Source organism: Culicoidibacter larvae (assembly GCF_005771635.1).
GTDB classification, from domain to species: Bacteria; Bacillota_I; Bacilli_A; order Culicoidibacterales; family Culicoidibacteraceae; genus Culicoidibacter; species Culicoidibacter larvae.
The window spans coordinates 106,432-120,081 of sequence record NZ_VBWP01000005.1 but is presented as its reverse complement, the minus strand read 5'-3'; the positions used below and the strand labels follow the sequence as shown (position 1 = coordinate 120,081).

General features: G+C 39.5%; 13 protein-coding genes and 1 pseudogene. All 14 read left to right on the top strand.

The window, feature by feature from the left end:
* The first annotated feature begins 8 nt into the window (after positions 1–8).
* The 14 genes and pseudogenes from FEZ08_RS12560 to FEZ08_RS06940 all read left to right on the top strand — a co-directional run bounded on the left by FEZ08_RS12560 (position 9) and on the right by FEZ08_RS06940 (position 13,439).
* Positions 9–746, top strand: coding sequence for a GntR family transcriptional regulator (locus FEZ08_RS12560; RefSeq protein WP_171014982.1), 738 nt, complete (start codon positions 9–11; stop codon positions 744–746).
* Between the two features lie 108 nt (positions 747–854).
* Positions 855–1,250, top strand: a complete 396-nt coding sequence (locus FEZ08_RS07000; RefSeq protein ID WP_138191008.1) for a hypothetical protein — start codon at positions 855–857, stop codon at positions 1,248–1,250.
* Between the two features lie 153 nt (positions 1,251–1,403).
* On the top strand, positions 1,404–2,132 hold the full coding sequence (gene nagB, locus FEZ08_RS06995) for a glucosamine-6-phosphate deaminase (RefSeq protein ID WP_138191007.1): 729 nt from the start codon (positions 1,404–1,406) through the stop codon (positions 2,130–2,132).
* Positions 2,133–2,244: 112 nt separating this feature from the next.
* Entirely contained in the window at positions 2,245–3,585 is a 1,341-nt protein-coding gene (locus FEZ08_RS06990; protein ID WP_138191006.1) for a CoA-disulfide reductase, read from the top strand.
* A 106-nt stretch (positions 3,586–3,691) separates the two neighbouring features.
* A pseudogene (locus FEZ08_RS06985) lies at positions 3,692–4,204 on the top strand (DUF402 domain-containing protein); the annotation flags it as partial.
* Positions 4,205–4,292: 88 nt separating this feature from the next.
* Positions 4,293–4,607 (top strand): thioredoxin family protein, encoded by a 315-nt coding sequence (locus FEZ08_RS06980; protein WP_171014981.1) that lies wholly within the window; start codon positions 4,293–4,295, stop codon positions 4,605–4,607.
* A gap of 110 nt (positions 4,608–4,717) precedes the next feature.
* Positions 4,718–6,091 carry an APC family permease gene (locus FEZ08_RS06975; protein ID WP_138191004.1) on the top strand — a complete coding sequence of 458 codons (1,374 nt, stop codon included), beginning with the start codon at positions 4,718–4,720 and terminating at the stop codon, positions 6,089–6,091.
* A 31-nt stretch (positions 6,092–6,122) separates the two neighbouring features.
* On the top strand, positions 6,123–6,476 hold the full coding sequence (locus FEZ08_RS06970; protein WP_138191103.1) for a DUF1622 domain-containing protein: 354 nt from the start codon (positions 6,123–6,125) through the stop codon (positions 6,474–6,476).
* 100 nt (positions 6,477–6,576) lie between these two features.
* Positions 6,577–7,224 carry a YigZ family protein gene (locus tag FEZ08_RS06965; RefSeq protein ID WP_138191003.1) on the top strand — a complete coding sequence of 216 codons (648 nt, stop codon included), beginning with the start codon at positions 6,577–6,579 and terminating at the stop codon, positions 7,222–7,224.
* Complete coding sequence (locus FEZ08_RS12195; RefSeq protein WP_171014980.1) at positions 7,225–8,634, top strand: LCP family protein; 1,410 nt, start codon at positions 7,225–7,227, stop codon at positions 8,632–8,634.
* Between the two features lie 101 nt (positions 8,635–8,735).
* Positions 8,736–10,622 (top strand): DUF2207 domain-containing protein, encoded by a 1,887-nt coding sequence (locus FEZ08_RS12290; protein WP_194949996.1) that lies wholly within the window; start codon positions 8,736–8,738, stop codon positions 10,620–10,622.
* Positions 10,623–10,686: 64 nt separating this feature from the next.
* The gene (locus FEZ08_RS06950) at positions 10,687–11,241 is read left to right on the top strand and encodes a LemA family protein (protein ID WP_138191002.1); all 555 of its coding nucleotides are present in this window, start codon (positions 10,687–10,689) and stop codon (positions 11,239–11,241) included.
* Positions 11,242–11,391: 150 nt separating this feature from the next.
* Complete coding sequence (locus FEZ08_RS06945; RefSeq protein WP_138191001.1) at positions 11,392–12,075, top strand: response regulator transcription factor; 684 nt, start codon at positions 11,392–11,394, stop codon at positions 12,073–12,075.
* Positions 12,075–13,439, top strand: a complete 1,365-nt coding sequence (locus tag FEZ08_RS06940; RefSeq protein ID WP_138191000.1) for a sensor histidine kinase — start codon at positions 12,075–12,077, stop codon at positions 13,437–13,439. The genes FEZ08_RS06945 and FEZ08_RS06940 overlap by 1 nt, the downstream gene beginning before the upstream one ends.
* Positions 13,440–13,650 lie beyond the last annotated feature (211 nt).

Genomic DNA, 13,650 nt, shown 5'->3' with positions numbered 1-13,650 from the left:
TGAAAGAGTTGTTACTGAAACGTAACCCTAAGAAGCCTGCTTATAAGGAAATTGCTGAGGTTATTATTCATAACCTGAATGAAGGTATATGGAAAGTAACAACTCCGATTCCTTCAGAAGTTGAATTGGCTAAATTTTTTGGTGTTAGTCGGATGACTGCCCGCCATGCTATTGATCGTTTAGTAAGTCGTGGTTATTTATATCGGATTAAAGGCAGCGGGACTTTTGTAAATAACTTACGCTATGAAAAAGCAATTTATGGCTTGACCAGTTTTAGTGAGGAAATCCGTGAAAAAGGGATGAAGCCGGGAAGTAAGATTATTGAGTTCGAACGTTGTCCGGCGGAAGACCGGGTAGCTGAGAAGTTGATGATTCAGCCGGATGAAGAAATTTTTCGGGTAGTACGGGTACGGACTGCTGACGCCCGGCCGATGGCAATTGAGGTAGCTCATTTGCCGGTAAGTATTTTCCCAAAGTTGACTAAGAAAATTTTCAAGGCTTCATTGTATGATTACATTGAACAGGATTTAAAGCTGGAGATTGATTATTCAATTCAAAATATTGAAGCTACCCTTGCAGACTATGAGCAGGCGCAGCTATTGGATATTAATGAAAAAGATGCTTTGCTGAAAATTGAGTTACTTACTTTTTTCGATAATGGTCGTGTTTTTGAGTTTGTTGAATCATTTTACCGCGCTGATCGGTATAAGTTCCAACAACCGGCTTATCGGAAGTATATTCGATGAAGAGGAAAAACATCCAATCAAGAAGATTGGATGTTTTTTTTGTTTTCTCACAAAAAAATGACTAAAATGCGTTTGTTTTTGCGAATAGATAGTTGAGGTGGGTTTTAAATGAAGTTAATGGCAATAAAACGGGAATATGGTTTTCATCTAACAACTTTTTACGGTTGGCTCAGAGATGAAGAGTTGATTATAAAGACCGAGCGTGGTTATGAGGTTGGCAATATGGCACCGGAAGGTATGGAGACTTTGGAAAGTGAGCGTATTGATGAATTTGGTGAGCGGCGGGTTGTAACACAGGTGACCGTTGCTGAACGACTTGTGCCTGAGTTAGTTGAGAAGTATCTGAAGTCGGGGTTGCCGCGCTTATATTCTAATAAAAAGGATAAAAGTGAGGAGCGATTTGTTTTAATTGAAAGGCAAATCAGTATTTTAGCAACACAATTAAAGATTATGTCAGAGACAATCAGACAGATATCGGAACTCAGCGGCATTGAGTTTCGTTGAGTCTAATTTTGGTGTTTGTTATTTTGTTTCGGCGTAATCAAGCTTCGTCTGAACATTTATTTCAAAAAATGAAAAATCAGAAAGATGTATAGACAGATTTTTGCCTGTTTGGTATAATGAATGTACGTAAAAAATCAAAAGGGAGCGTGCATGATGAAATTAGTTGTATGTAAAAACTATGATGAAGTGAGTGCGAAGGCAGCTGAGTACTTTATCAATTTAGTGAAGGCAAAACCAAATGCGGTTTTAGGTCTTGCTACTGGGAGTTCACCAATCGGTATGTATAAATTAATGATTGCTGATCATGAGCAAAATGGGACATCTTATAAAGATGTTAAAACTTATAATTTAGACGAGTATGTTGGCTTAGATGGAAGCAATAATCAAAGCTATCATTACTTTATGAATGAAAATTTATTTAAAGGATTGGATATTCCACTTGAGAATACACATGTTCCAAGCGGAATTGGCAACCATGATACGTTAGCTGCTGAATATGATGCAGTGTTAGATGAGCTTGGTGGCGCTGATTTACAAATCTTAGGTATTGGTTCAAATGGGCATATTGCTTTTAATGAGCCTGGTACTTCATTTGCTTCAACAACGCATATTGTTGACTTAACTGAGGAAACCATTCAAGATAATGCTCGCTTCTTTGATTCAATTGATGATGTACCTCGTGAGTCGGTAACTATGGGAATTGCTTCAATTATGAAGGCGAAAAAAATCGTTTTAATTGCAACTTCAGCACATAAAGCAGAAGCAATTAAAGGCATGATTGAAGGGCCGGTTACTGAAGATTTACCAGCATCAATTTTACAACAGCACCCTGATGTGGTTGTTATTGTTGATACTGAAGCAGCTTCTTTGTTGGATAAATAATTATAAAACCCGGGTAGGTCTTAGGGTGAGACCAATCCGGGTTTTCTTGTGGGCATTATTGATAAAAATATCTATATTGGATGTTATAATAAGAGATGGAGTGTGATAACAGATGGCTAAGAGAGTAGTTATTATTGGTGGTACTGCTGCAGGAACCAGTGCAGCTGCGAAGTTACGGCGAGTGGATCCAGAAGCAGATATTATTATTTATGAGCGTGGCGATATTGTATCTTTTGGTGCATGCGGGTTACCGTATTTTGTTGGCGGTCAGTTTGATGATGCCAAACGGATGATAGCTCGTACACCGGAACAGTTTGAGGCGAGTGGTGTGCAGGTGCGAACCGGGCATGAGGTAGTTGCCGTTTATAAGGAAAACAAGACGCTTGATATTCGCGTTTTAACAAGTGGTGAGATTATTTCTGATAGCTATGACGTTTTGATGATTGCAACCGGTGCGAGCCCGGTGATGCTTGATGTCCCTGGCAATGATTTGAAAGGTGTTTTTACTTTGACGAAGCTTGCCGATGGAATTCGTCTGAAACTTGAGCTGGCGAAGCCAGAAGTGCAGCAGGTAACTATTGTTGGCGCAGGGTTTATTGGACTTGAGTTGGCAGAACAGATTCGCCATCTTGGTAAAGATGTGCGAATTATTGAATTCCGTGAGCGAATTTTGAGTCATGTGTTTGATGAAGAGATTACTGAACTTTTAGAGCAAGAATTACGTGATAATGATGTTGAGCTATTGCTTGAAGAGGGTGTTACTGGTTTTAGCGGGGATAAGAATGTTACTTCAGTTGCGACCGATAAGGGTGAATATGCCACCGATTTGGTGATTGTTGCAGTTGGTTTTAAACCAAATACAAGCTTTGTTGCCGAACTTGGTCTTGAGCGTTTGGAAAATGGTGCGATTGTTGTAGACAATCAGGGGAAAACTTCAGTAGCAGATGTTTTTGCTGCTGGTGATTGCGCGACAATTAATCATCGCATTTTAGATAAACCGGTCTATATTCCGTTAGCAACTACGGCGAATAAACTTGGTCGTGTTGTTGGAGAAGTTATTGGCGGGATGGATAGTGAGTTCTACGGGACTTTAGGTAGTTCGGCAATTCAGTTATTTGGCCTTGAAGCGATGGCGAGCGGTCTCACTACAGCGGCTGCGGTAACTGAACAGCTAGACCATCGCAGTGTGGTTGTAAATGATAAGGATCATACTGATTATGTGCCAGGGCAAAGTGCTATTCGCGTGAAGTTGATTTATCAGGCAGATGACAAGGTTTTACTTGGCGGTCAAATTGTCGGGCAAAAAAATGCGGTGTTACGTGGTGATGTGCTGGCAACGGCGATTCATAATCGGATGCGAACTGACGAACTCGGACTTTTAGATTTGAGTTACGCGCCGCCATTTGCACGAACTTGGGATGTTTTGAACGTTGCCGGAAATGTAGCGAAGTAAGTTGGAAGCGAAGGCTTGCGGGGCAAGACTTCGCTTCTTCTTTTATTTAAAAAAAGAGGGCTTTATGATATAATAACTGGTGAGTATATTGAAGGGCGGAACAACCATGTCTTATCCAAAGTTGGGCAGTATAGTAAAAATTGTTGGTTTTAAGCATAATGGCATGATGCATCGTGAATGGGAACGCGCCCGGGTTTTATTAGTGAGTGATCAATATATTGTTGTGGCTAATAAGCGTACTAAGGTGACTGAAAGCAATGGTCGTACTTGGTATACGCGCGAGCCGGCGGTTTCAGTTTTTTTTCCTGATCGCTGGTATAATGTTATTGGTATGCTACGGGCTGATGGCTGGTATTACTATTGTAATATTGCTTCGCCGTATGCATATGAAGATGGCGCAATAAAATATATTGATTATGATTTAGATGTAAAGATTGTGCCAAACATGCAATATCGTATTTTGGATCAAAGTGAGTATCAAACGCATAAGGAACTGATGCGATACTCATTGGGACTTGATGAATTATTAAACAGCCAGATGCAGGAATTGTTAACCATGATTCATCGTCGCAAGGGTCCATTTGCGAAATCATTTATGGCGGATTGGTATCAGACTTATACTGATAAGTATGAAGAACAAGATCGTCATTATTACCAACAAATTACCAATTATTATTTTAATAAGAAGCATAAGAAGGTCAAAAATAATGCAGACTTTTAATGAGCAAGACGCTAAGGATTATATTAGTGAGCATGAGCGCGTTGTTATTTATGTAACAACACCTTTTTGCGGTGTTTGCCAAAGTGTAAAACCATTGATTGGTATTTTGGCAGAAGCGATGGAAGATGTTCGTTTTGGTGAAATTAATTTAAATTTGACCCCGGATTTGGCGAAGCGTTACCAAATCAGCGGAGCACCTACATTGTTGCAATTCACTTATGGAGAATTAGTACAGCGTGTTGAAAATTTTCAAAACATTACCCAATTATACACAACTCTTGAAAGAGGTTTTTTAAAATAAACTTAACGGTTTCGTTAAGTTTATTTTTGTTAGATACGCAAATAGCAGAAAGTATTTATCTATGTTATAATTAGCTCGAACAGCGATTTTTTGAAAAGAGGATTGATTTTATGGAATCGAATCAGGATAAGAAGCAGTTAAAACGTGCTTTGGGGCTAGGGGCAGCGATTTCGATTGTAATCGGAAACGTTATCGGCTCAGGAGTTTTTGGTTTACCTTCAACGCTGGCACAAACAAGTACACCGTTGGTTACGGTTTTGGCTTGGATTACCGTTGGATTGGGGACGACTTTAATTGCTATGAGTTACGCGAACTTGGGTACGCGTATTCCTAAGGCCGGCGGTCCGGTCGTTTACGCCGAAGCGGCCTTTGGTCCGTTTGCCGGTTTTTATGTTTGTTGGTTATGGTGGATTGGTTCTTGTATCGGGAATGCTGCTATTGTTGCTTTGATTCTTGATAATGCGGCGGTGTTTATTCCGGCAATTACTGATTTTCCGATTATTCATTTCCTATCAGCAACAGCTTTGATTTGGTTTTTTACTTGGGTCAATTTTATTGGTGCCAAAACTGCCGGCTGGGTCAGTATTGTCACTACTATACTTAAAATAAGTGTTTTTATTATTTTTGGTATTATTGCATTATTTCATATGCATCCGGAATATTTGGCTCAACCTTCACAAATGGTTATGGATAAATCATTTGGCGAGATGTTTATTGGTGCAGTAGCGCTGATTTTGTGGGCATTTACCGGACTTGAAGCTGCAACCTTAATTGGTGGCGAAATCAAAGAGCCGGAAAAAAATATTCGTCGCAGCACGATTTTAGGAATTTTATCAGTAAGTACTATTTACGTGTTTGTTTCACTTTCGATTATGCTAGTGTATCCGCAAGATAGTTTGGCGGTATCAAGTTCGCCATTTGCCGATGCAATAAACGCAATTTTTAATACTTCTATTGGCGGCTATATTATTACCGGAGCAATATTAATTTCTGTTATCGGGGCATTAACCGGTTGGTTCTTAACGACGGCAAGAAGTTCTTATGCTGCCAGTGTTGATGGTTTCTTCTTCAAACAGTTTTCTAAGGTGCACAGCAAATTCCGTACCCCTTATGTTGCTTTGATTGCTTCAGGATTGATTACTAATTCATTATTTGTATTAGGATTATTCGGTAATGATGAGACCAGTCCGTTTAATTACATCATTTTGATGGCAAGTTTGATTAATTTACCAACATATATTTCAACGGTAGCTTCAGAGTGGCGCTTGAATAAAAAAGAAGGCCGTAAGATGTCGCCTTGGTTCTATGTGCGGACGATTTTGGCGCTATTTGTTGGAATTACCTTCTTATCATTTGCTTTGTTGCAAACATGGGGTACAATTCCATGGTACTATTGGTGGTTTGGCGTGGCCTTTGTTGTTGCCGGCATTCCGCTGTATTATTTCTTTCGGCGCGGTAAGGAACCTAAGGTGGCGGTAGAATAGCCGACTTTGACAGAGAAAGGGAATGATGAAGATGGATATACATTTAGTGTTGGAATGGCTTATTTGGATTGTAGATGGATTTTCGGTTTTAGTTATTATTTGGGGTGTGGTAGTTGCTGCATTTATGTTCTTTAAATCTGAGTTTGCTAAAAAAGCGGTGACGGATAAGATGATTTCACGTCAGCTGATTCGTGCCAAGTTAGGTTCATATATTTTACTGGGATTGGAGATATTGATTGCTGCTGATATCATCGGCACAATTGCTAATCCGTCAATTAATGAAATAGTTTTGCTCGCGGTTACTGTTTTAATCCGAACATTCATTTCTTTTTTCTTAAATCGGGAGATAAAAGAAGCTCAGGAACTGGCTCAGGACCAGGCCTGAACCAGTTCCAACCAGTGCGGAGATACAAAATAGATAATTCTGCCAGGGTTGCTTTGCAAGACCATTTTGTTTTATAATAATGAAATAGGAGTGATAATGCGTGGAAATTCCAGTTACTATTGAGCAAAAACTTGTTCATGAAATAGTCATCGAGCGTTCACGTTTTATCTGTACCATGATTCCGGTAACGTCAAATGAAGAAGCACAGCAGGAACTTGCCGAAATCAAGAAGCAATTCTGGGACGCAACCCATAATTGCTCTGCCTATATTATTGGTTGCAACGCTGAGATTCAACGCTATAGCGATGATGGTGAGCCGAGCGGGACGGCAGGAATACCAATGCTGGAAGTCTTGAAAAAGAACCATATTTATAATGTTCTTGCAGTAGTAACCCGTTATTTTGGCGGCATAAAACTGGGTGCCGGCGGTTTAGTGCGGGCATATTCAAAATCAGTATCAGCAACAGTAGCTATTGCATCTCTTGTAGAAGAACGGCTGGTACAAGTTGTACAAGTTACAATCCCCCATAAAACATTCGCAAGAATCCAGGGACTCCTTGACTCTTGCGCGCTTATAGAAAAATATCAAACAAATTACGGTGCTGAAATCGAATTGGTTTGTTACATTACAGCAGCCAATCTTTCAGCAGCCAATGATTGGTTCAACAAAGTATGCAATCAAGCAATTGATTTTGTATTAAACGGTGAACAAATCGTTATTATCCCAGCAGTAAAAAGGAATGATTAGATGAGTCAAGGTAATCTTGAAAACTCTTTAGAACAAGAAACAGTAACTGAGACCAAAAAAACAAAGGACGATCGTGGCCGACGCCGTGATCGCGATAAAAAGAAAGTGCCGTTAAGCAAAAAGCAAAAAATTAAGCGCGGCATTATTATTGGTGTTGTCAGCGTCCTGCTTTTAAGCATTGGCGCTGGTGCATTTTATGTTTGGTGTACTATCAACCATGCTGGTGATGTGCTCAATCAGATTAAGGATACAAATACAAATACTTCTGATAAAAAGGTAAATGAAGAACCATTTACTGTGTTGTTTATTGGTATTGATGAGGATGATATGGATAATTCTTTAGCTGATTCCTTGATTCTGGCAGCGGTTAATCCTAAAACCAAACAGGCTGACTTAGTGAGTATTCCGCGGGATACCTATACTCAAATTCCATGTGAAAATAATGCTCGTGATAAAATTACCCATTCTGGCGCTTATGGTGGTACTACATGTACAATTGGAGCAGTAGAAAACTTGCTTGGTGTGAAAGTTGATTTTTATTTTAAAATCAACTTCAAAGGTTTTGTTAGTATTGTTGATGCCCTTGGCGGAGTTGAAATGGACGTACCTGACCTACGCGAAGGTTATGCGGCTTGGGAAGGTACCGGTGAAATTGATTTCCCGGCACCACCAGCAGATAAGCGTGATGGTAGCCAATGGTGTGATGTTGATAGCTGGCGAACACCATATGCCGTTTGTTTTGATACCTTTGGTAAGCAGGTAGTCAATGGGGAAGAGGCGCTTACTTTAGCCAGAACCCGGCACTATGATAACGATCAAGGCCGGAGTGCGCGTCAGGCAGAGATGATTAAGGCAATTGCCAAGAAAATGATTAGTTTTGATGGCTTTATGAAAATTAATGAGATTTTGGAGAGCGCGAAAGATATGTTGCGGACCAATATTGATTCATCGCAAGTTGCTGACTTCTTTACCTTAGCACAAAATTTATTGTCCGGTATGGGTGATAATGTTGATAACTTTGCAATGCGTACTTTGCAAGTTGAAACTGCGGGATACCTGTTTGTTGGGGAAGCATCTTCGCAACCACTCTATTATGGCGTGCCATATGTTGAGAATTTGGCAGCCATTACCAATGAATTAAAAATGTTGCTGGGATTAACGCCATTAAGTATTGATACTACCTTTAGTTATAATGTTAATGTTGATTATCCAGTGCCATTAATATATAAAGGGTCAACCTTAACGGTAACCCCGACACCATATCAAGGTGATTCCTCGGATAGTCCAGATTATGTTCCTGACACAACACCATCTGAACCGGAAACACCAACTGAGCCGGAAACGCCAACCGAACCAGAAAAACCAACTGATCCGGAACCGCCGACTGATCCAGGAACTGAGTCAAATTAATAAAAGCCCGGATTGTATAGCAATCCGGGCTTTTTGCTCAAGTTGACAACTTGTAGTTGAAAGCGTATAGTTGTACTATAGAGAAAACTAGGAGAATTATTATGAAAAAACGTAGAAGAATGAAGCTTATTAAAGTCATTATTTATTCGCTTATTGCATTATTAATTGGCGCTGGCTCTATTTATGTTATGTTCTTTGGTATGCCGGGAATTCGTTTTGGTGAACGAATTGATCAATACTATATTGATGTTACTATTGATGACGCTGGAACAGCACATGTAATTGAGCGATTTACCTATCATTTTGATGATGATAAAAATGGTATCTATCGCGATATTGTTACCCGCTCACCCGAAGGTGAAGATTTAACAATTGAAAATATGAATATTGCAGTTATTGAAAATCCACAAACCTTTGACCAGACAGCGCAAGTGAAGTCTGCATTTACTGAAACTGATTATGCCTATAATGGTGAACGGAATGTTTACACAGCAAATCAGAATGGTAATCAAATGCGTTATAAAATTTTCTATCCGGTTAACGAGGGTAGTGATTATACGTATATGCTCAGTTATGATATTCCGGGGCTAGCACAGAATTATAATGATACGGGCTCAATTTATTGGCAATTTATTGGTAAGAGTTGGGCAGTAGATATTTACGATGTTGACTTGCGAATTAATCTGCCAACAACTGAGGGCGTAAAAGCCTATGCTCATGGACCGCTTTCGGGTCAAATTACTTTTGAAGATTCCTATATTGCTTTTACTGTACCATATGTACAATCGGGTACATTTGTTGAACCACGGTTATTTTATAGCACGGAGTTCTTCCCTAACGCACCAAAAGTAAATGAGGATTATTTACAAAGCGGACTTGCTCAAGAAGAAGCGTGGAGCAGTGATACCCGTAATAACTCTAACTCAATTATTTGGTTATCAGTTCTTGCAGCAGCAGGAACATTGTTTACAATTATTTTATTGTGGGTGATGCACTTTACAATTGATCGTGCTCGCAAAGTTGATGAGTATGATTACTATCGTGAGTTACCGGATGATATGCCACCGGCAATTGTCAGTATGTTTTATAAAATGAAAACAAGTTTTGATGGTAATGATTTAAGTATTGTTTTATTGGGTCTTACCCAGAAAAAATACATTAAATTAGTTTCTACTAAGCCACTGGTTTATCAACTTGAGAAAGATGCAGACGCAAGCCTTGCCGGGCATGAGCAATATTTGATTACTTGGCTATTCCCGGAAGGAGTAGGAAGTGAAGTTGATTGGGACGACTTGAAGAAACGCTTGAAGTCTGCGACATTCGCAAAAACATTCAATGGTAAATTTCTGATGATGAAGAGTAAGGCAAAGAATGAATTAGATGCCAGAAATTATATTCGCAAAGCTAAAAGTGGTGGTGGACAAGGAAAATCTGTAGTGCAGGCCGCAATGTTTATGCCAGTTATATTTGTTATCTTCTTTGGTTTTTCGCTGAGTATGTTTACAAGTATACTGGGATCGCCATTGCTAGTCTTTGCAGTTGCAGAAATATTATTGTTGGTATTATTCTTTGCTTTCAGTAATAGCTACACAGCAACTGGTGATATAGCCTTCGCCCGTTGGTCTGCATTCCGCAAGTTCTTACTTGATTTCAGTAACATTGAATCATATAAAGTAGAATCATTGGCTATTTGGGAAAATTATTTAGTGTATGCGACGGCATTGGGTGTTGCTGAGGAAGTTATTAAACAACTGAAAACAGTAATACCGGCAGAACAAGTCAATGAAATCAGTACCCCGATGTTGTATCAATATATGTATATGAATTATACAATCTCTGCTATCAACAGTACCGTTGGCAGCAGTATCTCGCAAATGCAGTCAACCAACGCACCAACGTATTCAAGCGGTGGTGGCGGTGGCTTCGGCGGCGGCTTCTCCGGCGGTGGCGGCGGAGGAGGCGGAGGTGGAGGAGGCGGAAGCTTCTAACCTTACCGTTTATACTTAAGTATGCTAGAATTATAATAGATAAAAAATTTAGGAGGAAATGTTTATGTGGATAGCACTTATTATCATTGCAGTTATTGTTGTCGGATTAATCATTTATGTTATTTCGGCTTATAACGGTTTAGTTGATTTACGTAACCGTGTGAAAAATAGCTGGTCGCAAATTGATGTCCAATTAAAACGTAGAAATGACCTGATTCCTAATCTGGTCGAAACCGTAAAAGGCTACAAAAACTTTGAACAAGAAACTTTGGAAAAAGTTATTGCTGCCAGAACTCGTTCGATTAGTTCAACTGGAATCGAAGAACAAATGGAAAACAGTAATCAATTAACTGCCGCTTTAGGGCACTTGTTTGCTGTTGCCGAAGCTTATCCGGACTTAAAAGCTAATCAAAATTTCTTGTCATTGCAAGATGAGCTGACTAATACTGAGAATAAAATCAGTGTAACTCGCCAGTTCTACAATGATGTAGTTATGAAATACCAAACCCGGATTCAAAGTTTTCCATCAAATATTATTGCTGGAATGTTCGGTTTCAAAGACGAACCATATTTTGAAACGGCTGATGCTGAACGTGAAGTTCCGCAAGTTAAGTTTTAATTGAGAGAAAATCGGAAAAACATCGGACCCTGAGGTCCGATGTTTTTTTCTTCGCTTTAAGGTTGATTTAAGGTAAAAGAGATAAACTATATTAAAGAGCTTTTTAAAGCGTTTAAAAAATGCTATTATGAAGCATAAGGAGTTGGATTTATGAAGGCACTTGTTGTTGAGGATGAGCGGATTTTGTCGGATACGATTGTTGAGAGCATTAGCCATATTTTTGATTGTACTCAGGCATTTGGTGGTGAGGAGGGTTTGTTTGAAGCAGAGCAGGCGATTTATGATGTCATTATTTTGGATATTATGATGCCATATATGAATGGCTATGAGGTGCTTGAAGCGCTGCGCCATAAACATATTGCGACTCCGGTTTTGATGCTGACTGCTAAGGATGGTATTGATGATAAGGTGCGCGGTTTTAAGGCCGGTGCTGATGATTATTTGGTGAAGCCGTTTCATCGTGAGGAGTTATTGGCACGACTTGAAGCGGTGGTACGTCGTGCCGGTGGCGGGCTAAAAGATAATTTATTGCAGTTCAAGGGTTTGGTCGTGAACGTCCAAAATCGTGAGGTGAAGATTGATGAGCAGGTAGTAACTTTACAAGGAAAGCAGTTTGATATTCTGGAGTATTTATTGAATAATCCCAATACTATTTTAACTAAGGAACAGATTTTTGATCGGATTTGGGGTTTTGATTCAGAAACAACAACGAATGTTGTTGAGGTGTATGCCAGTGGCTTGCGGAAAGTATTGAAGCAATACGGCTATGATGGCTATGTGAAAACGATTCGGGGATTAGGATATATGTTTGCTCCGGAAGAAGGTGGCGAGTAATGCGTGAGCAAAAATTAATTCAGCGTCAGTTAGTAAAAGGGATGTTATATAACTTTCTTGCTTTTACCTTGGTGTTCAGCGCATTTGGTGCTATTATTTTCTCGCAAATGAGTAATGCTTTATACAGTAAAGTTGATAATGACTTGCGTTCAACAATGGAATTAATGCAATCTAATGAAGCTTTTTTTAATAAAGAATTGTATGGCAAGGATTTCGGGCCAAGAAAAGACGACGGTCCAAAAGATATCGGTATTGGTGAAAATGTTGATACCAGTAAGAATAGTGATAGTACTGAGAATATGCAACCGCCAATTGATGATGCTAAGGATAGTTTCCGGGTTGCGAAAATTATTCGTGACCAAGACGGTAATATTCTAAACTCAGGCAGTCTCGGTCAGAGTGCTTACGATAATTATTATAGTCATTTAGCTTTTGATCCGGCTCAAGCTGATGGCACTATTTTTGCAGTTGCAATTAATAATAATCAATTCCGTGAATTAAGTTTTCCAATCACGGTTGATGGTACTGATTACTATGTTCAACTGTTGATTAATGTTGATGGTGAACAAAATACGCTTAGTAATTTTGTTCAGATCCTGAGTATTTGTGTTGTGCTGTTTGTTATATTGTCAATTACCATTAGTTACTTGCTTTCGCGGCGAACAATGAAGCCGATTTTAGAGGCTTGGCATCGGCAGAATGAGTTTGTGGAGAATGCATCGCATGAGCTGCGCACGCCGCTCACGGTTATTCAGAACAAACAAGAGTTGCTGCTGACTAAGCCAAATGAAAAGATTATCAACGAGAGTGAGGCAATAGCTATTACATTGAGTGAAGTGCGCCGGCTTGCGAAGCTGACAAGTGATTTACTGACCTTAGCTCGCGCCGAGTCAGGTCAGACAGAGTTAGAAAAAGAGTCATTTAATATCAATGAAGTTATTCGCAATATTGCCATGCCTTACTCTGATATTGCTGAAGCTGAAGAGAAAACGGTCACTTTTGATATGGCCGATGAGTTGATGATTCATGCCGATAAAGCTAGAATTCAGCAATTAATTATTATTCTTTTGGATAATGCGATTAAATACACGCCGGCAGGAGGCAGTATTACTATTGAAACCGCTAAAAAGGATAGTAAAATTGAAATCAGTATTGCTGATACTGGCGTTGGTGTCAGTGATGAGAGCTTAAAACAAATTTTCAATCGCTTCTATCGTGAAGATAAGGCACGCAGTCGTGCTCAGGGTGGCAGCGGATTAGGACTTTCGATTGCGTCTTGGATTGTTGAGAGTCATGATGGCTCAATTAAGGCGGTTCATAATCAGCCGAAGGGGACTCGATTTTTGATTAAATTGCCAAAATAATGGAGTGTTGTAAAACGCTCGCAATCTAAGAAAATGAATAAAATCTGCTCAATCACGTATGTTTATATACGCTCAATCACAGCTCTTATCCATTTCCTACGATTTCAATCGTTTTCAATCACTCTATTAGGCGGACCTTGGGTCCGCCTATTTTCTTTTTCTCCGATATTACGAAATTGTAACTAGTATGTTTATGTGAAATAAAGTATGA

Bases quoted from the DNA above. Each gene is read 5' to 3' on its own strand.
- FEZ08_RS06980 (WP_171014981.1), top strand. From the start codon at position 4,293: ATGCAGACTTTTAATGAGCAAGACGCTAAGGATTATATTAGTGAGCAT.
- FEZ08_RS12290 (WP_194949996.1), top strand. From the start codon at position 8,736: ATGAAAAAACGTAGAAGAATGAAGCTTATTAAAGTCATTATTTATTCG.
- nagB (WP_138191007.1), top strand. From the start codon at position 1,404: ATGAAATTAGTTGTATGTAAAAACTATGATGAAGTGAGTGCGAAGGCA.
- FEZ08_RS06940 (WP_138191000.1), top strand. From the start codon at position 12,075: ATGCGTGAGCAAAAATTAATTCAGCGTCAGTTAGTAAAAGGGATGTTA.
- FEZ08_RS06990 (WP_138191006.1), top strand. From the start codon at position 2,245: ATGGCTAAGAGAGTAGTTATTATTGGTGGTACTGCTGCAGGAACCAGT.
- FEZ08_RS07000 (WP_138191008.1), top strand. From the start codon at position 855: ATGAAGTTAATGGCAATAAAACGGGAATATGGTTTTCATCTAACAACT.
- FEZ08_RS06975 (WP_138191004.1), top strand. From the start codon at position 4,718: ATGGAATCGAATCAGGATAAGAAGCAGTTAAAACGTGCTTTGGGGCTA.
- FEZ08_RS06945 (WP_138191001.1), top strand. From the start codon at position 11,392: ATGAAGGCACTTGTTGTTGAGGATGAGCGGATTTTGTCGGATACGATT.
- FEZ08_RS06950 (WP_138191002.1), top strand. From the start codon at position 10,687: ATGTGGATAGCACTTATTATCATTGCAGTTATTGTTGTCGGATTAATC.
- FEZ08_RS12195 (WP_171014980.1), top strand. From the start codon at position 7,225: ATGAGTCAAGGTAATCTTGAAAACTCTTTAGAACAAGAAACAGTAACT.
- FEZ08_RS06970 (WP_138191103.1), top strand. From the start codon at position 6,123: ATGGATATACATTTAGTGTTGGAATGGCTTATTTGGATTGTAGATGGA.